The sequence below is a fragment of the Streptomyces sp. NPDC021622 genome (assembly GCF_040640795.1).
In the GTDB taxonomy this organism is placed as follows: Bacteria; Actinomycetota; Actinomycetes; order Streptomycetales; family Streptomycetaceae; genus Streptomyces.
In genome coordinates, this window is the sequence record NZ_JBFACK010000016.1 from 24,247 (window position 1) to 46,616 (window position 22,370).

Sequence of the window (22,370 nt, forward strand, 5' to 3'; positions counted from 1 at the left end):
GGAGCAAGGGCCGTACGAGGCCCCCGACCAGGACCGTGGTCCCAGACCGAGGATCGGACCGGAGGAGGGGGGCGGATCCGGGGGCCGATGCCAGAATGGATCAAGACATGACAGTCGTGACGTACCGGCAGCGGCCGGCGCGGGCGGCTGGGGGGAGGACCAGAATGTCGACGACGCGCCCTGCCGGCGGGGGCTCCGGGCCTTCGGGGGCTCCGCCGAGCGGCGAGACGCTGCCATGGACGCGCAACGACGGCCTTGTCGCGGTCGGGGCCGCGGCTCTGGACCTGGTCGGCTTCACGCTCAGCAGCCATGGCGACCTCGGGTACGTCCCTGCGGCCGGGTTCGCGCTCCTTGTGGTGTCCGCCCTGCCGCTCCTGGCCCGCCGCCGCGCCCCGCTGTCGGCACTCGCGGCCGTCCTGCTGGTGAACCTGGTGCTGAACCTGACCGTTCCGGTCTCGCAGCACTTCAACATCACCGTCGTGGTCGCCCTCTACACGGTCGTGCGGTTCCGGGGCCCGGTCGTGACGGCGGCGGCGACGCCGGTGGCCGTGGCGATGCCGCTGGTGAGGCAGGCGCCGCCGCCGACCGTCGTGGACGTGCTGGCCAACGCGGCCACCGGAGTGCTCGTGCTCATCGGTGCGGCCGTGATGAACCACTGGCAGCGGGACATCGAGGCCAAGCGCCGGCTGCTCGCCGACCGTGCGGTGACCGACGAACGGCGACGCATCGCCAGGGAGTTGCACGACATCGTGGCGCACCACATCACCACCATGCAGCTGATGGCCGGGGGCGCCCGTGCGAACCTCGCCGGTGACCCGGAGGTGGTCAGGGACGCGCTGGTCACCCTGGAAGGGTCCGGGCGGATGGCCCTGCGCGAGATGCGGCAGCTCCTTGACGTGCTGCGCGCCGGGGACGAGTCGCAGGACGTGCCGACCGCCCCGCAGCCCGGAGTCGGGGACCTGGAGCGGATCGTGGCCGAGTCGTGCCGGGCCGGGCTGCCGACCGCGCTCGAGGTACGGGGTGATGAGCGGCCGCTGCCGCCGAGCGTGGGCCTGACCGTGTTCCGGATCGTGCAGGAGGCGCTGACCAACGCGCGCAAGTACGCGGGCGAGGCGCGGGCGACCGTACAACTGACGTACGAGCCGGACGGGTTGGCCGTAGAGGTGTCGGACGACGGCGCGGGCAGCGGCTTCGGGGGCTCCGCGTCGGGGTCCGGTTACGGGCTTGTGGGGATGCGGGAGCGGGTCGCGCTGTACGGCGGGACGCTGGAGACCGGTCCGCGGGACGAGGGCGGGTTCCGGGTGTCGGCCCGGCTGCCCCTGAAGGCCGAGGAGGGGGTGCTGCGATGAGCGATGCGACGGGGGACGCGGCAAGTGAGTCGGCGGACGGCGCAGTGACTGGACGGACGATCAGGGTGCTGATCGCGGACGACCAGCCGCTGGTGCGGCGCGGCCTCGCGCTGATCCTTTCGCCCGATCCGGCCTTCGAGGTGGTCGGTGAGGCGGGCGACGGCGCGGAGGCGGTGGCCCTCGCGCACCGGCTGCGGCCAGACGTCGTCGTGATGGACATCCGGATGCCGGTCCTCGACGGAGTCGGCGCGACCGCCCTGCTCGCCCGGGAGCTGCCCGGGTGCCGGGTGCTCGCGCTGAGCACCTTCGACATGGACGAGTACGTGGTGGCGGCGCTGCGCGCGGGAGCCTACGGCTTTCTGCCCAAGGACATCTCCCCGGAGGAACTGGTCGCGGCTGTACGCGTGGTGCACACCGGGGAGGCGGCGGTCGCGCCCCGGCTGCTGACCCGGCTGATCTCCACGTACGTCAGGACCCCGCGCCGCCCGGAGCCGCCCTCCGTGAGCGTGAACGACCTGACTCCGCGCGAGTCGGAGGTGTGGCGGCTGATGGCCACGGGGCTCGACAACGCGGAGATCGCGGACACGATGGACATCAGCGTGTCGACCGTGAAGAACCACATCACCAGCGTCTTCGGGAAGCTCGGCGTCCGCGACCGGGCCCAGGCGGTGATCGCCGCGTACGAGACGGGTCTTGTCTCGGTGGGCGGCCAGGGGTAGCGGCCAGGGGTAGCAGGGAGCGGCGCTGCGAAACAGCTGTTTCAGGCCTGCCGCGACGACGAGTCCATGCACTGGGCGACAGAAGTCCAACTCTCTGGCCACTTCCGTCCCTTGCGCCTCCGCCGCACCCCCATCAGGGTGGCTTCCGCCCCAGTGGTAGAGACCAGCCGCCCATCGCTACGGAGGTCCCGATGCACGACGAGAACGCGACACCGGCCCCTGACGAGTCCGCCGAGGGCCACACGTCCTCCGACGGCCACTCCCGCCGCACCGTGCTGCGCACCGCAGGACTCGCCGGTGCCGGGCTCGGGCTCGGCGCCTTCACCGGCGGCACCGCCCAGGCCGACACCCCGCAGGGTGCGACCGCAGCGGCCGCCGAGGCGCCGGCCCGCCAGGGCGAGACCATGGTCGGCGTGCCCTTCGAGCGGCGCTCCACGGTGCGGGTCGGCATCGTCGGGCTCGGCAACCGCGGCGGCAGCATGATCGACCTCTTCCTCGCGATCCCGGGGGTGAAGGTCGTCGCGCTGTGCGACCCGGTCAAGGACAAGACCGCGAAGGCCGCGAAGAAGGTCACCGACGCGGGCCAGCCCGCCCCGGCGACGTACACGAAGGGCGATCACGACTTCGAGAACCTCTGCAAGCGCGGCGACATCGACTTCGTGTACGTCGCGACGCCCTGGGACTGGCACTTCGACATGGCCAAGTCGGCGATGCTGAACGGCAAGCACGTCGGCGTGGAGTGTCCGATCGCGCTGCAGCTCGACCAGTTGTGGGAACTCGTCGATCTCTCCGAGCGCACGCGCAGACACTGCATGCAGCTGGAGAACTGCTGCTACGGCAAGAACGAGATGCGTGTCCTGCGGATGGCTCACGCGGGCAAGTTCGGTGATCTGCTGCACGGTGCGGGCGCGTACAACCACGATCTGCGCGGCCTGATGTTCGACCCGGACTACTACGAGGGCCCGTGGCGGCGCCTGTGGCACACACGGCTGCGCGGCGACCTCTACCCCAACCACGGCTTCGGCCCGGTCTCCAACTACATGGACATCAACCGCGGCGACCGCGTCACCCACATCTCCAGCTTCGGCACGCCCGCCCTCGGTCTCGCCGAGTACCGCAAGGCCAACATGCCGGCGGGCGACCCGAGCTGGAAGGAGACGTACATCGAGAGCGACCGCACCATCAGCCTCGTCCAGACGGCGAAGGGGCGGGTGATCCGTCTGGAGCACGACGTGTCGACCCCCCACCCCTACAGCCGCATCAACAGCCTCGGCGGCACGAAGGGCGTCTTCGAGGACTACCCCTCGCGCATCTACATCGAGCCGGACCACACGAACGACGAGTGGGGCGACTTCGCCAAGTACGCCGACGAGTTCGACCACTGGCTGTGGAAGGAGCACTCCAACCCGCCGGGCGGGCACGGCGGCATGGACTACATCATGATCTTCCGTCTGATGCAGACCATGCAGCTCGGCCTGGTGCCCGACTTCGACGTCTACGACGCCGCCACCTGGACGTCCCCCGTGCCGCTGAGCCACCTCTCCATCAAGGCGAAGGGTGCGCCGCAGGCGATCCCCGACTTCACTCGCGGGCTGTGGAAGAAGGCGCGTCCGGGAGTGGACTCGGAGAAGCCGCAGGCGTAAGGGACACCGACCCGTTCAGCAGCGCAGCCGGTCCTCCGTCAGCGTCCCCTGCACGGTGGCAAGCGTGCGGTCGTGGCAGGGGCCGTCCCCGTAAACGCGGTAGCGCTCGCGGGAGGTGCCGACGGCGTGCCGGTCCTCGCGCGGGACGTTGGCGGTGTACGTCGCGTCGCCCTCGTAGCGGTCGTCGACCACCGACCGTCCGGTGCTGCGGCCGTCGTGCGCGGTGACCGTCTGCGTCCGGTCGCCGAGCGCGATCGCGGTGCGCAGCCGGTCACCGGCGCCGAGCGTCGTCGTGCCGTCCATCGTGTACGTACGGTCGGTGCGCACCGCACGGCCGTTGATGGTGACCGTCTCGCGGTCCGTCCAGGTGGATGCGAGCGCGTCCGTGGACTCGCCCTCGGTCCAGCGGTGCACGGAGGTGTTGCCGAGCGCGCGGGTGACGGTGGTCTCGACGCGGCCGTGGGAGGTGTCGACGTACCCCGAGACGCTGAGCTTGTGGCTGCCGAGGGTGTCGAGGCGGTGCTCCGGCGAACCGGGGGTGTACGTCGCCTTGTTGGCGAGCTCGCCCGCCCGGTGTCCGGTCAGCTTCCCGGTGACCCGCTCGCTCTTCTCGTCCTGCCAGACCAGGATGTTGGTCGGCGTGTGCCAGCCGGTCGTCGCCTCAGGCCTGCCCGCGACGGAGACCTCCACCTGGTGCGCGCGGCCGTCGTTGAGCAGCCCTGCGAACGGCGTCAGGTCGTACTCGATGGGCTTGATGTCGAAGGCGCGGGGCCCTGGAATCACGTACCACAGGAAGGGGTTGGACCAGCCGCCCGTCCACACGGTGGGGAACGGCGTGGCGATTCCGGCGAGTTGACCGTCCACGGTGACCTGCACCTCGCGGTAGGGGCCGTCATCGGCCTTGCAGGAGTACGGCGCGGCGTCGGGCACCGTCAGATACCAGTACTCCTCGCAGCCGCCGCCCGAGCCGGTCGCGTAGACCTCGGCGACGATGCGTTCGCTGTTGCGCGGGGTGGTGACGGTGGTGGCGTCGCCGAGGGGCAGGACGCGGTCGGGCGGTGCCTGCTTCGTGGTGTGCTTCTCCGGCTCGTAGAACCTCAGCGTGGCCTTGACGTCGATGATGCCGGTGTACGTCTCGTTGACGACGTTCCCGATGAGCATCTCGACCTGCTGGTCGCGGCTCAGCGTCTCGCGATAGCGCGTGACGTCCTTCTCCACTGACCAGGTGATGCCGTCCACGGACGGCTCCGGAGTGGACGTGCGGAAGACCTCGACACCGCCGATGCGGAGATAGCCGAGGCGGTCGTACTGCCTGCCCTTGACCTTGCCGTCGAGGCGGAGGACCACCTTGCCCCAGTCGCCCTTGCCGCATTTCTCGGGCGGGGCGTAGTCGCCCTTGTAGGGCGTGAAGTCCTTGAACTGGGCCTCGGCCACGGTCACTTCGCACGACTTCGTGCGCGGCTTCTCGATGGGCGGAGCCGCCGTGACCGGGTCGTGCCAGTCGTTGCCGAATTCCGGCGGGGGCGTGTCGGCCGATGCCGGGCCCGCGCTGTCGGCCGATGCCGGGCCCGCGCTGAGGAGTGTGCTCGCCGCGAGGGTGACCCCGACGAGCATGGACATGACGCGTCTTCTCATGGGGGATTTCTACGCCCGGGGGGCCTGGCGGAGCTAGCCCTTCAGGTTCGTCATGTCAGCCCTTCGCCTTCGCCGCGTCAGCCCTTCAGATTCGCCTTGTCGCCCATGACCACGACCGGGTGCCGCTTCGGATCGAGGTTCTTCAGGAGGTACTCCATGCCCGGCTTCGACAGGCTCACGCACCCTGACGTACCGCTGCCGTGGTCCATGTGCAGCCAGATGCTGCCGCCCTTGGCCTGGCCCTGGGGGCGGTTCGGGTCGTTGGGCGGGGTGCCCTTGGCGCGGTTGTAGTCGATGGCGATCACGTAGTCGAAGTCGTGCCAGTGCGTCTTGGGCCAGTAGTGCGGGGCTTGCATCGACGCGCTCTGCGTGTACGGGAACTTGGCACCCGGATCGGCGAGCACACCGCCCGCGTCGGTGAGCGTGAAGACACCCACCGGGCTGCGCTTGTCGTTCTCGCGGTGGTCGGTGGTCCAGCCCTTCTTGCCGTTGTGGGCGGGCCAGCTGCGGGTCTTGTCCCAGGTGCCGTCGGACTTCGTGTACAGGACGACGGTGGACTTCGCCGAGTCCTCGCCCTGTCCGTAGACGGCGACGACCTGTTCCGCGTTCGCGGGGATCTTGTCCTGGAGGCGGTCGCCGACGTCGGGTATGCGCTTGAGGTCCTCGGTCGCCGGCCCCTTCGCTCCCTTCGCCTGGCCCGCGCCCGCGTCGTCCTTCTTCGCCGCGTCCTTCGTCCCGTCCTTTGCCCCGTCGTCCGAACTTCCGCAGGACGTCAGAAGTACACCGCAGGCCGCGACCGCGACCGCCGCTCGCACCGCACCGGCTATACGCATCCGTCCATGGTCGCACCCGGCACAGGGAACCCGTCCCGAGCCCCTGGCCCGCCGGGAGAACGGGCCGAATCTTTACTCCCCGGCAGAAAACCGTTTGCCTCGGCCCACCGTACGAGGCGAACCTTTCACGGCCTGTTACCGCCGACTCACCGCCGCACTACCGCTGGCATACCCCTGCCATACCGCCGCCCGCACACGGCCGTCCGTTCACGCCGGCTCTCTCCGCCGAACCGACGGTCCCCCGCTCCTAGCTCTGGGACGTCATGCAGATTCGCGATCTTCCGTACGCCGACCCGGGCATGCCGGATGCCCGTTCTGGCCCGCGCTTCCTGCTCTGGCTCGGGCGGCACCAGCTCGGCGGGCAACTCAAGTCGCTCGCCTGGGGGCTGCTGCACTTCGGCTCCATCGCGGTGCTCCCGTACCTGGTCGGCGTGGCCGTGCAGGCCGTGGTCGACCGCTCCGGGAGCAGGCTCGCCCTTGCGGGCGGGCTGATGCTGCTGTGCGGGCTCGCCATCGCCGTGGGCGACACCATGCTGCACCGCACGGCGGTCACCAACTGGATCACCGCGGCCGCCCGTGTCCAGCAACTGCTGGCCCGCAAGACCGCCCAGCTTGGCTCGGCGCTCACGCGACGCGTCGCCGCCGGTGAGGTGGTCGCGGTGTCCACCGGTGACGTCGAGAAGATCGGCTGGTTCGTGGAGGCGGCCTCGCGGTTCCTGGCGGCCGCGCTCACGGTCGTCCTCGTCTGTGCCGGGCTCGTCGTGTACCAGCCCGCGCTCGGCGTGTTCGTCGCGGTGGGGGTGCCCGTGCTCGCGCTCGCCGTCCTGCCGCTGCTGCCGCGCGCCACCCGGCGCGCCGACCACCAGCGCGAGAAGGCCGGGCGTGCGACCGAACTGGCGTCGGACACCGTGGCCGGCCTGCGCGTGCTGCGCGGCATCGGCGGCGAGGAGCTGTTCCTCGACCGCTACCGCCGTGCCTCGCAGGAAGTGCGTACGGCCGCCGTGCGCAGTGCCCGGATGTGGGCGACCATCTCGGCGGTCCAGGTGCTGCTTCCGGGGCTGCTGCTCGTCGTGGTCGTCTGGCAGGGCGTGAGCCTGGCCCGCGAAGGGCGGATCACCATCGGTGAACTGGTCACCGTCTACAGCGCGATCACGATGCTCACCTATCCCCTGCGGCACTTCGAGGAGATCGCGATGGCCTACAGCTTCTCGCGCCCCTCTGCCAAGCGCGCGGCCCGCGTGCTCGCCCTGGAGCGGGTGACGCACCCCGGCGGTCCTGACGAGGACGTGGAAACGCCCTCCGGTGATCTCTATGACCCGGCGACCGGGCTGCTCGCTCCCGCGGGCGTCCTCACCGCCGTCGTGTGCGGTGACCCGGACGAGGCGGGGCGGCTCGCGGAACGGCTCGGCGGGCACGCGGCGTTCGACGGTGCGGAGAAGCTGCCGTCGGTGCTGCTCGGCGGGGTGGAACTCGACGCGGTGCCACTGGCCGCCGCCCGCACCGCCGTCCTCGTCCAGGACAAGGACCCGGTGCTGCTCTCCGGTACCCTCCGCGGGCTCCTCGACGTCCCCGCTTCGGGAGCGGTGAGCGCCGACGATGCCCTGACGGCCGCGCAGTGCGCCGACGTCCTTGACGCCCTTGCGCAGGCCTCGGTGGACGAGGCCCCGCTGGACGCGCATGTCACGGAGCGCGGACGTTCCCTGTCCGGCGGGCAGCGGCAACGGCTCGCGCTGGCCCGCTCGTTGGTCACCGACGCGGGCGTCCTCGTCCTCGACGAGCCGACGTCCGCCGTCGACTCGCACACCGAGGCGCGGGTCGCCGACGGCATCAGGGACCTGCGCCGGGGACGCACGACCGTGGTCCTGACCTCGTCGCCGCTGATCCTCGACCGGGCCGAGCGCGTCGTCTTCCTGTACGAGGGCGAGGTCGTGGCGGTGGGCGAGCACCGCGAGCTGGTGCACAGCGAGCCCCGCTACCGCGCGGTCGTCACGCGCGAGACGGACGACAAGCTGAGCCCGGCGATCATCACCAACTACGACATCGAGGAGACGGCATGATCGGCCTGGCGCCACCGGAGTACGACCCGGCGGCACCGACGACCGCGGAGACCCTGCCCGTCGGCGCGCCGGCGACCGTGGGAGCGTACGTCCGCGAGCTGCTGCGGCGGCACCGCGGGGCGTTCGTCGCCCTCGTCACCGTCAACACCCTGGCCGTGATCGCCTCGTTGGTCGGCCCCTACGTACTCGGCGATCTCGTCGAGAGCGTCTCGGACGGCGCACGCGATCTCCATCTGGAGCGCACCATCGGCCTGTTCACCGTGGCCCTGGTCGTCCAGGCCTTCTTCGTCCACCAGGTGCGGCTGCGCGGCGCCATGCTCGGTGAACGGATGCTGGCCGATCTGCGCGAGGACTTCCTCGTGCGGTCGGTCGGGCTGCCGCCCGGTGTGCTCGAACGGGCCGGAACCGGTGACCTGCTGTCGCGGATCACCACGGACATCGACCGCCTGGCGAACGCCATGCGGGAGGCGGTGCCGCAGCTCGCGATCGGTGTGGTGTGGATCGTGCTGCTGATCGCGGGGCTCACCGTGACCGCGCCGCCGCTTGCACCCGCCGTTCTGGTCGCGGTGCCGCTGCTGGTGGTGGGCTGCCGCTGGTACTTCAAGCGGGCGCCGTCCGCCTACCGTTCGGAGGCCGCCGGGTACGCCGCCGTCGCCGCCGCGCTCGCCGAGACCATCGACGCGGGCCGGACCGTGGAGGCGCACCGGCTCGGGGAGCGCCGGGTCGAGCTGTCGGAACGCCGCATCAAGGAGTGGACCGCGTGGGAACGGCACACGCTCTACCTGCGCTCCGTCCTCTTCCCGGTCATCACCTTCACGCACACCATCGTGCTGTGCTCGGTGCTGATGATCGGCGGCGCGTTCACCCTGCAGGGCTGGATCAGCGTCGGCCAGCTGGCCACGGGCGCACTGATCGCGCAGATGCTCGTCGATCCGCTGGGGATCATCCTGCGCTGGTACGACGAACTGCAGGTCGCCCAGGTGTCGTTGGCCCGGCTCGTCGGCGTACGCGACATCGAGCCGGACGCGGGCGACTCCTCGGTGGCTCCGGACGGACGTGACGTGCTCGCGGACGACGTGCACTTCGGCTACCGGGCGGGCGTCGACGTGCTGCGGCAGGTGTCGCTCGCCGTCGAGCCGGGCTCGCGCGTCGCCCTGGTCGGCCCGTCCGGCGCGGGCAAGTCCACGCTGGGCAGGCTGCTCGCCGGGATCTACGCGCCGCGCGACGGCCGAGTCACCCTGGGCGGCGCCGAGTTGTCGGACATGCCCGCGGAAGCGGTGCGCGCGCATGTGGCCCTGGTCAACCAGGAGCACCACGTCTTCGTGGGCTCCCTGCGCGACAACCTCCTGCTCGCCAGGACCGGGGCGCGGGACGCCGAACTGTGGGCCGCGCTCGGTGCGGTCGACGCGGACGGCTGGGCGCGAGCCCTTGACGAGGACCTGGACACCGAGGTCGGCTCGGGCGGCTTCGCGCTGACCCCGGCGCAGGCCCAGCAGATCGCACTGGCCCGGCTGGTTCTCGCCGATCCGCACACCCTGGTCCTCGACGAGGCGACCTCCCTCCTCGACCCGCGCGCGGCACGCCACTTGGAGCGCTCCTTGGCCCGCGTCCTGGACGGCCGCACGGTCGTCGCGATCGCGCACCGGCTGCACACGGCGCACGACGCGGACGTCATCGCGGTGGTCGAGAACGGGCGGATCAGTGAACTGGGCAGCCATGACGAGCTGGTGACAGCGGACGGGGCGTACGCGGCGCTGTGGAGGTCTTGGCACGGGTGAGGCGACAACCATCCACTGCCAGCTGCCGGCAGTGGATGGTTGTCGCCGGATGTGGACAAGGCGGGGCGCCGACGGACCTTACGGTTTCGGGGAAATCGGCGCTCTGGAGGCGTACATGGACAGCAATCGCGGTACGCGGACGGCCTTGATCGTGGGTGCGGGTGTCGCGGGTCTGACAGCGGGCATTGCCCTGGCGCGCAGGGGGTGGCGGGTCGACATCGCCGAAGTCGGCCCGTCGGGGGCGACTTCTGGCTGGGGGCTGTGTCTGACCGGACCCTCATTGCGGGCGCTGGACGAGCTGGGTCTCGCGGACGCATGTCTGGTCGAGGGCTACGGCATGAGCGTGATCACGCATGTGGACGGGCAGGGCGAGCCCGCGGGCCAGGTCAGGTTGGAGCGCCTGATCGGTGCCGAGCGGCCGGCGTTGGTCGGCATCGCGCGACCCGTCCTGCACCGCATCCTGCACGCGGAAGCCGAGCGGTGCGGCGTCGTGGTGCACCACTCGCTGAGTGTCGAGGCGGTGGCTCAGGAAGGGGACATGGTCCACGTGGTGTTGTCGGACGGGGCGGTTCGGCAGGTCACGTTGTTGGTCGGCGCGGACGGGATCCGCTCGTCGACGCGGAGTCTGCTGGGCCTGGGACTTGAGACCACGCCCGAGCCCGAGTATCACGGGCAGATGGTCTGGCGGGCTCTGGTGCCCCGCCCCTTGTGGGCCACCGGGATCCATCAGTTCGCCGGGACCGTCCACACGGCCGGCCTCGTGCCCATCTCGGGCAGCCAGGCGTACGTGTTCCTGACGGAGAACGACGGGGAGCGCGGCGCCCTGGCCGAGTCCGAACTCTCCCCTCGGCTGCGGCAGCTCCTTGAAGACTTTCCGGGCCGGGTGGAGGAGATCCGCCCTCTGGTGTCCGTGTCGGATTCGGTGGTGCGCCGCCCGGTGCAGACCTCCTTCCTGGAAGGCGCCTGGAACCGCGGCAACTGCGTCGTCATCGGTGACGCCGCGCACGCGCCCGCACCACAGATGGCCAGCGGCGCGGCCCTGGCCATCGAGGACGGACTCGTGCTGGCCCAGGAACTCGGGGACCGCCAGTCGGTCGAAGCCGGGCTCGCCGCGTTCGCCGACCGGCGCACGCGGCGGTGCCGAACGCTCGTCGACACCTCGGTGGCGATCGTCGGCCTGGAGCAGGCGGGGCGCCACCGCGAGGCATGGCCACTGGTCGACGCCTGTCACCGGCTCATGGCCGAGTCGGTCTGACCCTCCGGCCCGAAGTGCTGTGCGGTGGCCTCAAGCAGGTGACGACACACCATGGCTGACACACTGAAACCCAGCCCGGGCTGCCCGCCACGCGCGCCCGGACCACCGGGCCCGCGTCCCGACGGAGGGAACGCCGTGCCGGAGCCGCTGCGCGACTACCTCATCACCAGATCCCAGAACCCCGTCGATCTGCTCAATGCCGCCACCCGGCTGTTCGGCGGCTCGGTCACCACATCGCCCCTGGACGGACTGCGCGGCGGAGACCACGAACTGCGCGGTGTGGCCGCTCGCGACTTCGCGGTCGGCTGCTTCACCTCGCCGCTCGACGTACGCGTCGCCTCGGTCGAGGACCGCAGCTCCTACTTCGTCAACATCGGTGTGTCCGGCGCGATCTCGGCATCCCGCGGCAGTCAGCAGGCAACCCTCGACAAGGCGACGGCGGGAGTCGTCAACCCCGGAGACACCCAGGAACTCCGACCGCTGCCGTGCAGTCGGACGCGGTTTGTGGGGCTGCGGATCGATACCGCCCTGATCGACCAGGAATTCACCGCGCTGACCGGGCACCCGCCGGTGTCCACCGTGCGCTTCGACTTCGCCCTCGACCTGGCCAAGGCCAAGGGCCGGGCCGTGCGACTCCTCGTCCGTTCCCTCCTGGAGCAACTGGACTCCGGGGACCCGCTGTTCCGGCGCGCGGAACTGCAGCGCAGCCAGCTGCGGTCCATCGTCACCGCTCTGCTCCTGGCCCAGCCTCACTCACACACGGGCGAGCTGCGCGACGGTCCTTCGCCGGTCCACCCGCGCTCCTTGCGGGCAGCCCTCGCCTTCATCGAGGCGAACCTCACCGAACGCATCCGCCTCGCCGACATCGCTCGCGCCGCCGGCTGCAGTCCCCGGACCATCAGCCTCGCGTTCCGCGACCGGCTCGGCCTGTCCCCCATGTCGTACGTACGCAATCTGAGGCTCGACCGGATTCGTGCGGACCTCCTCGCCTCCACCGACCCGGTCGGCACCGTCGCCTACCGGTGGGGCGTCTCCCACCTGGGCCGCTTCGCCGGCGAGTATCGCCACCGCTTTCACGAGCTGCCCTCGCACACCGCAGCCCGCAGGTGACCGCGGAGCCTGCGGACCTCCCCGCGGGCCGCATGTGGGCGGGCCCGCGGGGAGCCCGCGGTCAGCGGGTGGTGTAGCCGCCGTTGAGGAAGAGCGTCTGGCCGTTGGCCCACCAGCCGTCCGTGAGGAGATGGCGGACCCAGGGGACGATGTCCTCGATCTTGGTGAGATCGCCGTTCATGGCCGACGCCTTGTGGTACGCCACGGAGTCGTCGTCCTCGGCGGGATAGAAGAACGAGGTGTCCATCGGGCCCGGAGCGATGTTGTTGACCGAGATGTTGCGGCCGAACAGCTCCTTGGACAGCGCCCGCGCGAAGTGCTCCACCGGCGCCTTGCTGCCCGCGTAGGAGGAGTACAGCCCGGTGTACGCGGCGAGCAGCGAGGTCACGATCGTGATGATCTTCCCGCCGTCCTCGATGCGCCGTGCGGCCTCGCGCATCACGAAGAACGCGGCCTTGGAGTTGACCGCGAACATCTGGTCGTACTCCTCCTCCGTGATCTCGGTGAGCGGCTTCTTCAGCACCATGCCTGCGGTGTTGACGCTGTAGTCCAGCTTTCCGAACCGGCTGACGACCTCGTCGAAGACCCGCTCCACCTCGGCGACCCTGGTCAGATCGCCCTGGATCGCGAACGCCCGGCCAGGGCCCGCGTTGATCTCGGCGACCACGTCCTCGGCCTTGGCGCGCGACGATTCGCTGTTGTAGTGCACGGCCACCGATGCGCCCTCGGTGCCCAGGGTCCTACTGATCAGCCCGCCGAGATTGCGGGACGCCCCGCCGACGAATGCGACCTTTCCACTGAGGTTCTTGTCCGGGTTCTGCACCATGACAGCCTCCTGCGATGTGTGTGAGGACAGCTCATGGCCCGGTGATCCGTGCTCATGAACTGGGCTCCACACTCGCCGCAGAGACGTGCGCCGATCTTGAACGATCGGAGCACGCGTGGAACAAACCGCTCACCGCATCGGGGCGGGTGCAGGCTGTTCCTTGAGGGCGCGCCCTCGGGTCTCAGACCGTGCCACGGCTGTCGCGCAGGATGCGCGGGGTGGCCCCGCCGTGGCGGCGCATCATCCGCGTGAGGTGGCTCTGGTCGGCGAACCCCGTCTCCGTCGCGATGTCCGCGATCGCCCTGTCGGTGTGCAGCAACTCCTTTCGGGCCCTCTCCAGACGCTGCTGCAGCACGTACTGGTGCGGGGACTCGCCCGTCGATACCCGGAACACCCGGGTGAAGTGGGAGGCGCTGACGCCGGCCACCGCGGCCAGATCCGCGAGCGTGACGCGCTCGGCGAGGTTCGCGTGGATGTAGTCGATGACCTCGGCCAGTCTTCTGGGCGGCAGGCCGCCCTCGCGGACCGGGGCCTGCCCGCCGTCGGTGGCCAGGCGCAGCACCGTGGCGGCTGCCGCCTGCACCAAGGACTGCGCGTACAGGGAGTCCGCGGGACCCGGCCCCGCGTACTCCGCGGCCAGTCTCTCGAGGAGCAGCTTCAGAAGCGGGTCGGTGAAGTGGAATCGGGGCACGATCTCCAGCGGGCCGGCGGCACCGCTCTCCGCCGCCATCTTCTCCAGCCACACCGGGTCGATGCCGAGCAGCAACAGCTCGACGTCGTCCTGCCAGCGCGGCCGTGAGGCCCACCCGGCCGGATTGACCAGTGCCTCCCCGGCGTGGAATCTCTCCCGGCGCGCCGTGCCATCCGCCGACCAGCGCAGATTCGCCGAGCATCCGGTGTGCACCACCAGGACGTGCACCGGTGGGCCGACCGGCAGCAGCGCCACGTCCGACACGCCCGCCGCGCGCTCCATCGACCGCTCCACCACCGCATGGCCTAGCTCGGGCCCGCTCCCGTGGAGACACCGCAGATGAGGCTTGATGTGCGAAACACCCATCACGCCATTGTCCGGCCGGACGCTCCGAGCCACAGCTCGCCGCGAGACCCGCTGCCTCACGCCGCCCGCCGGTCCAAGCAGTCCGCGCGGAGCGGGGCCCTGGCGGCCATGTTCGTACGGTCTGCGCCCACTCCGGCAGCCAAGCTCGCGCCCGCGGCCGAGCCCGGGCCGACGCCGTCGTCAGATGAAGTTGAGCGCGGCCGCGCCGCCCACGCCCCCGAGCAGCATGAACACCGGCATCAGCACCTTCAGCTCGATCCAGCTGCCCGCCCGGAACCGCATCATCTTGGGCGGCCCGATCGGGTACCAGCGCTTGCGGCCGATGGGAATGGGCCACAGGATCGGGCAGCCGGAGACCGTGAGGGCGTCGCCGATGTCGTGCACCAGCGCACCGAGCACGATCGGCAGACCCAGCCACACATACTCCTGGCCCGGCGCGGTGAACAGCCAGTCCGCACCGTTGCCCGGCTTGTCCAGCACTCCGGCGAGGATCCAGGCACTGGTCGCGGCAAGGAGCCACACCAGCACATCGCTGCTGGATCCACGGGCGGCGCGCCACAGCAGGCCCTCGATGGCGAGCACCATGTGCACGAAGAGGATCGCGAGAACCGCCCAGCGCCCGCCGAAGATTGCCAGGGCCGAGGTGCCGGCACCGATCAGCACGGCCCACAGCCAGGTGTGCGTGAGGGTGCGGTGCCCGCCCGCGCGGCGCGGGTCGCCCTGCTTCCGGGTCGCCTTGTACACGGCGGCCGACAGCTTGTCGACGATCTCGCACAGGCCCTTGGAGACCGGACCGAAGGCTCGCGAAATGGTCGCCGACTTGTGGTCGAGGTCCGGTGCGAGCGCCGCCCCGGCGCAGATCAGGGCCCCGACGAGGAGAACCGGCCAGGGCATCGTGTGCCCCGCGGCCGCCGCGGCCGCGCCGACGCCGAGCCAGGCCGCCGCCCCCGACAGTGAGTGTGCCGGTCCCATCATTGCTGTTCCCCGCCCCATTTCCGTTGTGCTGACGCCCCGTTGGCGACACAGCGTAGCGTTCGTGATCTTCGTGCGGACCTCCGGTTCCCTGATCGAGTGCGAAGGAGGGCAAGATGGGGGTGTGACCCTTATTGATCAGCTGCCGCCGGATGCCGACCCCGATGCCCTCTTCGAAGCCTTCTCCACGTGGGCCGAGGACCAGGGGATCACTCTCTATCCGGCTCAGGAGGAGGCGCTGATCGAGGTGGTCTCCGGAGCCAACGTGATCTTGTCGACCCCTACCGGCTCGGGAAAGAGCCTGGTCGCGGCGGGCGCGCACTTCACGGCACTGGCCCAGGACAAGGTCACCTTCTACACGGCTCCGATCAAGGCGCTGGTGTCGGAGAAGTTCTTCGACCTCTGCAAGCTCTTCGGCACCGAGAACGTCGGCATGCTGACCGGCGACGCGTCCGTGAACTCCGACGCGCCCGTCATCTGCTGCACGGCCGAAGTCCTCGCGTCGATCGCCCTGCGCGACGGCAAGGACGCCGACATCGGCCAGGTCGTGATGGACGAGTTCCACTTCTACGCGGAGGCGGACCGCGGCTGGGCCTGGCAGATCCCGATCCTGGAACTGCCGCAGGCGCAGTTCATCCTGATGTCCGCGACGCTCGGCGACGTCTCGATGTTCGAGAAGGACCTCACGCGTCGCACGGGACGCCCCACCTCCGTGGTCCGCTCGGCGACGCGCCCCGTGCCGCTCTCGTACGAGTACCGGCTGACGCCGATCACGGAGACGCTCACCGAGCTCCTGGAGACCAAGCAGGCGCCGGTCTACATCGTGCACTTCACTCAGGCGCAGGCCGTCGAGCGCGCGCAGTCGCTGATGAGCATCAACATGTGCACCCGTGAGGAGAAGGACCGGATCGCCGATCTCATCGGCAGCTTCCGCTTCACCACCAAGTTCGGCCGCAACCTCTCGCGCTATGTCCGCCACGGGATCGGCGTGCACCACGCGGGCATGCTCCCCAAGTACCGACGGCTCGTGGAGAAGCTGGCGCAGGCCGGCCTCCTGAAGGTCATCTGCGGCACGGACACGCTGGGCGTCGGCGTCAACGTCCCGATCCGCACGGTGCTGTTCACCGCGCTGACCAAGTACGACGGCACGCGCGTACGCACGCTGCGCGCGCGGGAGTTCCATCAGATCGCCGGGCGTGCCGGGCGCGCGGGCTTCGACACCGCGGGCCTGGTGGTCGCGCAGGCTCCCGAGCACGTCATCGAGAACGAGAAGGCGCTCAACAAGGCGGGCGACGACCCGAAGAAGCGCCGCAAGGTCGTGCGCAAGAAGGCCCCCGAGGGCTTCGTGGGGTGGACCGAGAACAGCTTCGAGAAGCTGATCGCCTCCGAGCCGGAGCCGCTGACGTCCCGCTTCCGCGTCACGCACACCATGCTCCTCGCGGTGATCGCCAGGCCGGGCAACGCCTTCGAGGCGATGCGCCGCCTCCTCGAGGACAACCACGAGCCGCGCAAGCAGCAGCTGCGGCACATCCGCAGGGCGATCGCCATCTACCGTTCGCTGCTCGCCGGCGGCGTCGTCGAGAAGCTCGACGATCCGGACGCCACGGGCCGCATCGTGCGCCTGACGGTGGATCTGCAGCAGGACTTCGCCCTGAACCAGCCGCTGTCGACGTTCGCCCTGGCCGCGTTCGACCTGCTGGACAAGGAGTCCCCGTCGTACGCCCTTGACATGGTGTCCGTCGTCGAGTCCACCCTCGACGACCCGCGCCAGATCCTGGCCGCCCAGCAGAACAAGGCGCGCGGCGAGGCCGTGGCCCTGATGAAGGCGGACGGCGTCGAGTACGAGGACCGCATGGAGCGGCTCCAGGACATCACGTACCCGAAGCCCCTGGAGGAGCTCCTCTTCCACGCGTACAACACCTACCGGACGAGCCACCCGTGGGTCGGCGACCACCCGCTCTCCCCGAAGTCCGTCATCCGTGACATGTACGAACGGGCGCTGTCCTTCACCGAGTTCACGTCCTTCTACGAACTGGCCCGCACCGAAGGCATCGTCCTTCGCTACCTCGCGAGCGCGTACAAGGCCCTTGAGCACACGATCCCGGACGATCTGAAGTCCGAGGACCTGGAGGATCTGATCGCCTGGCTGGGCGAGATGGTCCGCCAGGTCGACTCCAGCCTCCTCGACGAGTGGGAGCAGCTTGCCAACCCCGAGGTGATGACGGCCGAGGAGGCCCAGGAGAAGGCCGACCAGGTCAAGCCGGTCACGGCCAACGCCCGCGCCTTCCGCGTCCTGGTGCGCAACGCGCTGTTCCGCAGGGTCGAACTGGCCGCCCTCGACCACGTCGAGGAGCTGGGCGATCTCGACGGCGAATCCGGCTGGGACGCGGACGCCTGGGGCGAGGCCATGGACAAGTACTGGGACGAGTACGAAGATCTCGGCACCGGCCCCGACGCGCGCGGCCCCAAGCTGCTGCTCATCGAGGAGGATCCCGAGCACGGTCTGTGGCGCGTCCGGCAGACGTTCGCCGACCCGAACGGCGACCATGACTGGGGCATCAGCGCGGAAGTCGATCTCGCAGCGTCCGACGAGGAGGGCCGTGCCGTCGTCCGGGTCACCGACGTCGGCCAGCTCTGACCACCCCGAGCACCCCTCAGACAGGAGTCGAGGAACCGTCATGAACAATCCCGCCGACCGGCTCGTCGATCTGCTGGACCTGGAGCAGATCGAGGTCAACATCTTCCGTGGCCGCAGCCCGCAGGAGTCTCTGCAGCGGGTGTTCGGCGGGCAGGTCGCCGGGCAGGCCCTGGTGGCCGCGGGGCGCACCACCGAGGGCGAGCGTCCGGTGCACTCGCTGCACGCGTACTTCCTGCGGCCGGGCCGCCCGGGGGTGCCGATCGTGTACCAGGTCGAGCGGGTGCGGGACGGGCGCTCCTTCACCACGCGCCGCGTCACCGCGATCCAGCAGGGTCGCACCATCTTCAATCTCACCGCTTCCTTCCATCAGCCCGAGGAGGGCGCTTTCGAGCACCAGCTGCCGCCGCGCATCTCGGCTCCGGACCCGGAGTCGCTGCCGACGGTCGTCGAAGAGATCAAGGAACATCTGGGCGCGCTTCCGGAGCAGTTGGAGCGCATGGCCAGGCGTCAGCCCTTCGACATCCGCTATGTGGACCGGCTGCGCTGGACCTCCGAGGAAATCAAGGGCGCCGAGCCGCGCAGCGCCGTGTGGATGCGGGCGGTCGGCCCGCTGGGCGACGATCCGCTCGTCCACACCTGCGCGCTGACGTACGCGAGCGACATGACGCTCCTGGACGCCGTCCGCATCCCGGTGGAGCCCCTGTGGGGCCCGCGTGGTTTCGACATGGCCTCGCTCGACCACGCCATGTGGTTCCACCGGCCCTTCCGTGCCGACGAGTGGTTCCTGTACGACCAGGAGTCCCCCATCGCTACGGGAGGACGCGGTCTCGCGCGCGGGCGCATCTACGACATCGAGGGCAACCTCCTCGTCTCGGTCGTGCAGGAAGGCCTCTTCCGGCCGTACGGCGAACGGCACATGGACGGCCGTCCGTCGTCTGAAGGGACGCAGTCGTGAGCGGGAATCGGCAGAAGCTGCTTGCCGAAGCCGTGCGGCTGCGCGAGGACGGCCGCCGCGAGGAGGCTCGGCAGCAACTGCTCGCCCTGTGCGAGCAGTTCCCGCAGGACCCGGAGGTCGCCTACCAGACCGCCTGGGTGCACGACACGCTCGGTCTGGAAGCCGAGGCGGTTGCGCACTACGTCCGCGCGGTCGAGCAGCAGGGCCTGTCAGCCGATGACCGGCGGGGAGCCCTCCTCGGCCTGGGCAGCACGTACCGCATCCTCGGCCGGTATCCCGAAGCCGTCACGACCCTGAGCGACGCGGCGGCGGAATTCCCCGACGACGGCGCGCTCAAGACGTTTCTGGCCATGGCGCTCTACAACACCGGCCGGAACCACGAGGCCATGGAAATCCTGCTGACCTTGCTCGCCACCACGAGCAAGGACCCGGACATCTCCAACTACCGGCCCGCGATCGAGCACTACGCCATGGACCTCGACGCGACGATGTAGCGAGACCGCCCGCAGGTCAGCTCTCCCTCTCCTGCCGGCCCGGTCAGCCGCCTCTGCGCCGCAGCCATTTCAGCAGGCCGCGTGGCTCTGGCCCCCGTTCCTCGGATGCGTCGTCGGGCTGCTCGGCCTGCGGCGCCACGCGCTCCGGTTGAGGGTCCGGCGTGGGACCCGGTGCGGGGCGTTGTGCGGGGCGTGGTGCAGGGCGCTCCCTGCGGGCCTGGGAGAGGCCGATGGTGAGGTTCGCCCGCAGCCAGCGGATCTCGTCGGGATCGTCGGCGGTCGTGATCTTCTGGATGATCCGTGCCGTGGGCGAGTCGGCCGGGCCGCGGGTAAAGGGGTCGGGCATGAGCCTGTTCAGATAGGCCCGTTCGTACGGATCCTTGATGAGCTCGGCGATCTGCACCGGATCCAGCAGTGAGGCCACCGCCGCTGCACGCTCCCAGGGATCGTCGGACTGGCGCAGCAGCGATCCCGCGTGACGGCCCCGCCAGTTGCGCGCCCGTACATCCACTCCCGCTTCCAGTTGGGCACGGATCGCTGCGGGCGCCCGCCCCGTGAGCAGGGCGGCGTTGACTTCGGACTCGGCGAACTGGCGCAAATCTTCGGCGAGATAGAGCCAGACGACCGCTCGGTAGCGGTTAACGTAAAACTTCACCGGGGTCACGAAGCCGGCGCGGCTGAGGCGGGTGAAGCGGGTCGTGGTGATGCCCATGAGCGACGCGCCCTCCGTGGTCCCCACGGTTCTGATGCGCTCCATCCACGTCTCGGGAAAGCCCTCCGTGGCACGGACGCGCTCGATCTCCTCGCCCGTGACGCGGCGCGGCCCGCCCACCATGTCGCTGCTGGTGCGGATGCGCCCCAGCATCACGGCGAGCTCGAACTCCCCGCGTTTCAGTCCCAGTTCCCGCGCGGCGCGGCTGGTCGCGACCGATGTCGGTGCGGCGGCCTCCGTGGCGGCCGCGCTGACGGATTGTGTGATCGTGTCACCTGTCATGGTGGTTCTCCCCCGTGAAGCGTCTTCGCTCTCGGGAAAAACCGTAGCGCGATCACCGCGATTCCCGCTGGGCCTGTGGATAACTCTGAGCGCGTCAGCGTTTGTGCAGGTCAGAGGTCCACGACAGGTGTTCGCTCCGGCTGCCGGGCGCCCACGCCGAGATGCTCGCCGACCCGGTTGACGAGCAGGGTCATCTCGTACGCGACCTGACCGATGTCGGCCTCGGCGGAGCTGAGAACGCACAGACAACTGCCGTCGCCCGCCGCCGTGACGAAGAGCACCGCGTCATCGAACTCGATCATCGTCTGGCGCACGCTGCCCGCGTGGAAGTGCCGCCCCGATCCCTTGGCCAGGCTGTGCAGACCCGACGAGACGGCGGCCAGGTGCTCCGCGTCCTCCCTCGCCAGATCCGAACTCGCACCCGTCACCAGGCCGTCGTTGGACAGCACCAGCGCATGCCGTACGGGTTCCATTCTCTTGGTCAGATCGTCGAGCAACCAGCCGAGCCCGGTGTTCTGCTGCCCCATGTTCCCGTCTCCCCGCGTCCTGCTCCCCCTGGCTGGAGGAACTGACCTGCCAGCCTTCCCCACCATCGGCGCCCCGGCAAGCATGATGAGGACATGGCACAGAAGATGACCGACGACCAGTGGCGGGCTTTCGTCTCGCACGGCACCCGCACCGGCAAGCTGTCGACCGTCTGGGCGGACGGCAGCCCGCACATCGCACCGATCTGGTTCCTGTTGGACGGGGACCATCTGGTGTTCAACACCGGGGCTGACACGGTCAAGGGACGGAATCTGGCGCGGGACGGGCGCATCGCCCTCTGCGTGGACGACGACCGGCCGCCGTTCGCGTTCGTGGTGCTGCAGGCGCGCGCCGAACTGAGCCACGATCTCGACGCGGTGCGGCACTGGGCGGCGCGGATCGGCGCCCGCTACATGGGCGAGGACCGCGCCGAGGAGTTCGGCGCGCGCAACGGCGTGCCCGGTGAACTCCTCGTCCGCGCGAAGGTCGACAAGGTGGTCGCGCTCGGCGACGTCTCCGACTGACGCGTCAGCCCACCGTGTCGAGCAGCCGGGCGGTATGCATCCGCCCGGCGTACTCGACCAGACGTATCAGCACCTCCTTTCCGGAGTCGCGGTCCCGTGCGTCGCACAGGACCACAGGGGTTCCGCGGTTGAGGTCCAGGGCCCGGGACACTTCATGCGCACCGTACGTACGCGCGTTCGCGAAGCAATTGACGGCCACCACGAACGGGATCTGCCGATGCTCGAAGTAGTCGACGGCGGGGAAGCAGTCCTCGAGCCGTCGGGTGTCCGCGAGGACGACGGCGCCGAGCGCGCCCTGTGACAACTCATCCCACAGGAACCAGAAGCGGTCCTGGCCGGGCGTGCCGAAGAGGTAGAGCGACAGGCCCGACCTGATGGTGATGCGGCCGAAGTCCATGGCGACGGTCGTCGTGGTCTTGCGGTCGACGCCGCCGGTGTCGTCCACCGTCTGGCCCGCCTCGCTGAGCAGTTCCTCGGTGCGCAGCGGGCGGATCTCGCTGACCGCGCCGACCAGGGTGGTCTTGCCCACCCCGAAGCCGCCGGCGACCAGAATCTTCAGCGCCATGGCGGTCGTGTCCCCGCCCGTGGCGTCAGAGCGCTCGGAGCCCATCGATCACCTCTCGCAGAATCTTTTCGTCGGGTAGCTGTGCGGGCGGCACGGGTCGGCTCACCTTCACGCAGCCCATCTCCAGCAGGTCGCCGAGCAGTACCCGGACCACGCCCACGGGAAGGTCGGCGCCGGCCGCCAGTTCGGCGACCGACTGGGTCTCGGTGCGGCACAGTTCGATGAGCGCCCGGTGTTCGGGCCCGAGCGAGGTGTCGTCGCCGGGGCCCGGCGCGTTGTCGTCCAGCGTGACGAGCGCGATCAGGTCGAAGCGCACTCCCGCGGGACCGGGTCGGGTCCGCCCGCCGGTCATCGCATAGGGGCGGACCAAGGGTCCGGCCTCGTTGTCGTACCACTGGCTGCCCGCGTCGCGCGGGGTGGCTCCGCTGTCGTCGGTCATCT

20 protein-coding genes are annotated in these 22,370 nt (G+C 70.1%); 11 read left to right on the plus strand and 9 right to left on the minus strand.

What is annotated here, in order from left to right:
* Nucleotides 1-164 precede the first annotated feature (164 nt).
* The 3 genes from AB0G47_RS28760 (at nucleotide 165) to AB0G47_RS28770 (ending at nucleotide 3,711) form a co-directional block, all read left to right on the plus strand.
* A complete protein-coding gene (locus tag AB0G47_RS28760; RefSeq protein WP_360775795.1) occupies nucleotides 165-1,349 on the plus strand; it encodes a histidine kinase in 1,185 nt (394 codons plus the stop codon).
* Nucleotides 1,346-2,068, plus strand: a complete 723-nt coding sequence (locus AB0G47_RS28765) for a response regulator transcription factor (protein WP_360775798.1) — start codon at nucleotides 1,346-1,348, stop codon at nucleotides 2,066-2,068. The genes AB0G47_RS28760 and AB0G47_RS28765 overlap by 4 nt, the downstream gene beginning before the upstream one ends.
* A 191-nt stretch (nucleotides 2,069-2,259) precedes the next feature.
* Complete coding sequence (locus tag AB0G47_RS28770) at nucleotides 2,260-3,711, plus strand: Gfo/Idh/MocA family oxidoreductase (RefSeq protein WP_360775800.1); 1,452 nt, start codon at nucleotides 2,260-2,262, stop codon at nucleotides 3,709-3,711.
* A 15-nt stretch (nucleotides 3,712-3,726) separates the two neighbouring features.
* Here the strand turns inward: AB0G47_RS28770 and AB0G47_RS28775 are convergent, their stop codons facing one another.
* Nucleotides 3,727-5,346, minus strand: coding sequence for a peptide-N4-asparagine amidase (locus AB0G47_RS28775; protein ID WP_360775803.1), 1,620 nt, complete (start codon nucleotides 5,344-5,346; stop codon nucleotides 3,727-3,729).
* 77 nt (nucleotides 5,347-5,423) lie between these two features.
* Entirely contained in the window at nucleotides 5,424-6,179 is a 756-nt protein-coding gene (locus tag AB0G47_RS28780) for a L,D-transpeptidase family protein (RefSeq protein WP_360775806.1), read from the minus strand.
* A gap of 263 nt (nucleotides 6,180-6,442) precedes the next feature.
* Here AB0G47_RS28780 and AB0G47_RS28785 point away from each other — a divergent pair, with 263 nt between their 5' ends.
* The 4 genes from AB0G47_RS28785 (at nucleotide 6,443) to AB0G47_RS28800 (ending at nucleotide 12,379) form a co-directional block, all read left to right on the plus strand.
* Nucleotides 6,443-8,236, plus strand: a complete 1,794-nt coding sequence (locus AB0G47_RS28785; protein ID WP_360775809.1) for an ABC transporter ATP-binding protein — start codon at nucleotides 6,443-6,445, stop codon at nucleotides 8,234-8,236.
* Nucleotides 8,233-10,014 (plus strand): ABC transporter ATP-binding protein, encoded by a 1,782-nt coding sequence (locus AB0G47_RS28790; protein WP_360775812.1) that lies wholly within the window; start codon nucleotides 8,233-8,235, stop codon nucleotides 10,012-10,014. Before AB0G47_RS28785 ends, AB0G47_RS28790 begins: the two co-directional genes overlap by 4 nt.
* 115 nt (nucleotides 10,015-10,129) lie before the next feature.
* Nucleotides 10,130-11,269, plus strand: coding sequence for an FAD-dependent monooxygenase (locus tag AB0G47_RS28795; RefSeq protein ID WP_360775815.1), 1,140 nt, complete (start codon nucleotides 10,130-10,132; stop codon nucleotides 11,267-11,269).
* A 135-nt stretch (nucleotides 11,270-11,404) separates the two neighbouring features.
* Nucleotides 11,405-12,379 (plus strand): AraC family transcriptional regulator, encoded by a 975-nt coding sequence (locus tag AB0G47_RS28800; RefSeq protein WP_360775817.1) that lies wholly within the window; start codon nucleotides 11,405-11,407, stop codon nucleotides 12,377-12,379.
* A 61-nt stretch (nucleotides 12,380-12,440) separates the two neighbouring features.
* On the opposite strand, the gene AB0G47_RS28805 is transcribed toward AB0G47_RS28800, so the two are convergent.
* The 3 genes from AB0G47_RS28805 to AB0G47_RS28815 all read right to left on the minus strand — a co-directional run bounded on the left by AB0G47_RS28805 (nucleotide 12,441) and on the right by AB0G47_RS28815 (nucleotide 15,237).
* Nucleotides 12,441-13,205 carry an SDR family oxidoreductase gene (locus tag AB0G47_RS28805; protein WP_360775820.1) on the minus strand — a complete coding sequence of 255 codons (765 nt, stop codon included), beginning with the start codon at nucleotides 13,203-13,205 and terminating at the stop codon, nucleotides 12,441-12,443.
* Nucleotides 13,206-13,386: 181 nt separating this feature from the next.
* The gene (locus AB0G47_RS28810) at nucleotides 13,387-14,262 is read right to left on the minus strand and encodes an AraC family transcriptional regulator (RefSeq protein ID WP_360775823.1); all 876 of its coding nucleotides are present in this window, start codon (nucleotides 14,260-14,262) and stop codon (nucleotides 13,387-13,389) included.
* Nucleotides 14,263-14,442: 180 nt separating this feature from the next.
* Nucleotides 14,443-15,237 carry a metal-dependent hydrolase gene (locus AB0G47_RS28815; RefSeq protein WP_360775826.1) on the minus strand — a complete coding sequence of 265 codons (795 nt, stop codon included), beginning with the start codon at nucleotides 15,235-15,237 and terminating at the stop codon, nucleotides 14,443-14,445.
* Between the two features lie 121 nt (nucleotides 15,238-15,358).
* Between AB0G47_RS28815 and AB0G47_RS28820 the strand changes: the two genes are divergently transcribed.
* From AB0G47_RS28820 to AB0G47_RS28830, 3 genes are read left to right on the plus strand one after another with little or no spacing between them, the layout of a single operon-like run.
* The gene (locus tag AB0G47_RS28820; RefSeq protein ID WP_360775829.1) at nucleotides 15,359-17,872 is read left to right on the plus strand and encodes a DUF3516 domain-containing protein; all 2,514 of its coding nucleotides are present in this window, start codon (nucleotides 15,359-15,361) and stop codon (nucleotides 17,870-17,872) included.
* 40 nt (nucleotides 17,873-17,912) lie between these two features.
* Nucleotides 17,913-18,827 (plus strand): acyl-CoA thioesterase II, encoded by a 915-nt coding sequence (locus AB0G47_RS28825; RefSeq protein WP_266873995.1) that lies wholly within the window; start codon nucleotides 17,913-17,915, stop codon nucleotides 18,825-18,827.
* A complete protein-coding gene (locus AB0G47_RS28830; RefSeq protein ID WP_360775833.1) occupies nucleotides 18,824-19,321 on the plus strand; it encodes a tetratricopeptide repeat protein in 498 nt (165 codons plus the stop codon). Before AB0G47_RS28825 ends, AB0G47_RS28830 begins: the two co-directional genes overlap by 4 nt.
* A gap of 43 nt (nucleotides 19,322-19,364) precedes the next feature.
* Here the strand turns inward: AB0G47_RS28830 and AB0G47_RS28835 are convergent, their stop codons facing one another.
* Together AB0G47_RS28835 and AB0G47_RS28840 are read right to left on the minus strand one after the other, a co-directional pair.
* Entirely contained in the window at nucleotides 19,365-20,315 is a 951-nt protein-coding gene (locus tag AB0G47_RS28835; RefSeq protein WP_360775836.1) for a DUF6397 family protein, read from the minus strand.
* A gap of 110 nt (nucleotides 20,316-20,425) precedes the next feature.
* Nucleotides 20,426-20,842, minus strand: coding sequence for a roadblock/LC7 domain-containing protein (locus tag AB0G47_RS28840; protein WP_135331019.1), 417 nt, complete (start codon nucleotides 20,840-20,842; stop codon nucleotides 20,426-20,428).
* Between the two features lie 93 nt (nucleotides 20,843-20,935).
* Here AB0G47_RS28840 and AB0G47_RS28845 point away from each other — a divergent pair, with 93 nt between their 5' ends.
* Nucleotides 20,936-21,364 (plus strand): PPOX class F420-dependent oxidoreductase, encoded by a 429-nt coding sequence (locus tag AB0G47_RS28845; protein WP_360775840.1) that lies wholly within the window; start codon nucleotides 20,936-20,938, stop codon nucleotides 21,362-21,364.
* 4 nt (nucleotides 21,365-21,368) lie between these two features.
* Here the strand turns inward: AB0G47_RS28845 and AB0G47_RS28850 are convergent, their stop codons facing one another.
* Together AB0G47_RS28850 and AB0G47_RS28855 are read right to left on the minus strand one after the other, a co-directional pair.
* Nucleotides 21,369-21,974: an ATP/GTP-binding protein gene (locus AB0G47_RS28850; RefSeq protein WP_360775843.1), complete on the minus strand. Its 606-nt coding sequence runs from the start codon at nucleotides 21,972-21,974 to the stop codon at nucleotides 21,369-21,371.
* A complete protein-coding gene (locus tag AB0G47_RS28855) occupies nucleotides 21,955-22,368 on the minus strand; it encodes a DUF742 domain-containing protein (RefSeq protein ID WP_360775846.1) in 414 nt (137 codons plus the stop codon). Before AB0G47_RS28855 ends, AB0G47_RS28850 begins: the two co-directional genes overlap by 20 nt.
* Nucleotides 22,369-22,370 lie beyond the last annotated feature (2 nt).

Coding starts and splice junctions, on each gene's coding strand:
- AB0G47_RS28770 (WP_360775800.1), top strand. CDS start 2,260: ATGCACGACGAGAACGCGACACCGGCCCCTGACGAGTCCGCCGAGGGC.
- AB0G47_RS28765 (WP_360775798.1), top strand. CDS start 1,346: ATGAGCGATGCGACGGGGGACGCGGCAAGTGAGTCGGCGGACGGCGCA.
- AB0G47_RS28805 (WP_360775820.1), bottom strand. CDS start 13,205: ATGGTGCAGAACCCGGACAAGAACCTCAGTGGAAAGGTCGCATTCGTC.
- AB0G47_RS28855 (WP_360775846.1), bottom strand. CDS start 22,368: ATGACCGACGACAGCGGAGCCACCCCGCGCGACGCGGGCAGCCAGTGG.
- AB0G47_RS28760 (WP_360775795.1), top strand. CDS start 165: ATGTCGACGACGCGCCCTGCCGGCGGGGGCTCCGGGCCTTCGGGGGCT.
- AB0G47_RS28815 (WP_360775826.1), bottom strand. CDS start 15,237: ATGATGGGACCGGCACACTCACTGTCGGGGGCGGCGGCCTGGCTCGGC.
- AB0G47_RS28850 (WP_360775843.1), bottom strand. CDS start 21,974: ATGGGCTCCGAGCGCTCTGACGCCACGGGCGGGGACACGACCGCCATG.
- AB0G47_RS28775 (WP_360775803.1), bottom strand. CDS start 5,346: ATGAGAAGACGCGTCATGTCCATGCTCGTCGGGGTCACCCTCGCGGCG.
- AB0G47_RS28825 (WP_266873995.1), top strand. CDS start 17,913: ATGAACAATCCCGCCGACCGGCTCGTCGATCTGCTGGACCTGGAGCAG.
- AB0G47_RS28780 (WP_360775806.1), bottom strand. CDS start 6,179: ATGCGTATAGCCGGTGCGGTGCGAGCGGCGGTCGCGGTCGCGGCCTGC.
- AB0G47_RS28835 (WP_360775836.1), bottom strand. CDS start 20,315: ATGACAGGTGACACGATCACACAATCCGTCAGCGCGGCCGCCACGGAG.
- AB0G47_RS28790 (WP_360775812.1), top strand. CDS start 8,233: ATGATCGGCCTGGCGCCACCGGAGTACGACCCGGCGGCACCGACGACC.
- AB0G47_RS28785 (WP_360775809.1), top strand. CDS start 6,443: ATGCAGATTCGCGATCTTCCGTACGCCGACCCGGGCATGCCGGATGCC.
- AB0G47_RS28845 (WP_360775840.1), top strand. CDS start 20,936: ATGGCACAGAAGATGACCGACGACCAGTGGCGGGCTTTCGTCTCGCAC.
- AB0G47_RS28810 (WP_360775823.1), bottom strand. CDS start 14,262: ATGGGTGTTTCGCACATCAAGCCTCATCTGCGGTGTCTCCACGGGAGC.
- AB0G47_RS28840 (WP_135331019.1), bottom strand. CDS start 20,842: ATGGGGCAGCAGAACACCGGGCTCGGCTGGTTGCTCGACGATCTGACC.
- AB0G47_RS28795 (WP_360775815.1), top strand. CDS start 10,130: ATGGACAGCAATCGCGGTACGCGGACGGCCTTGATCGTGGGTGCGGGT.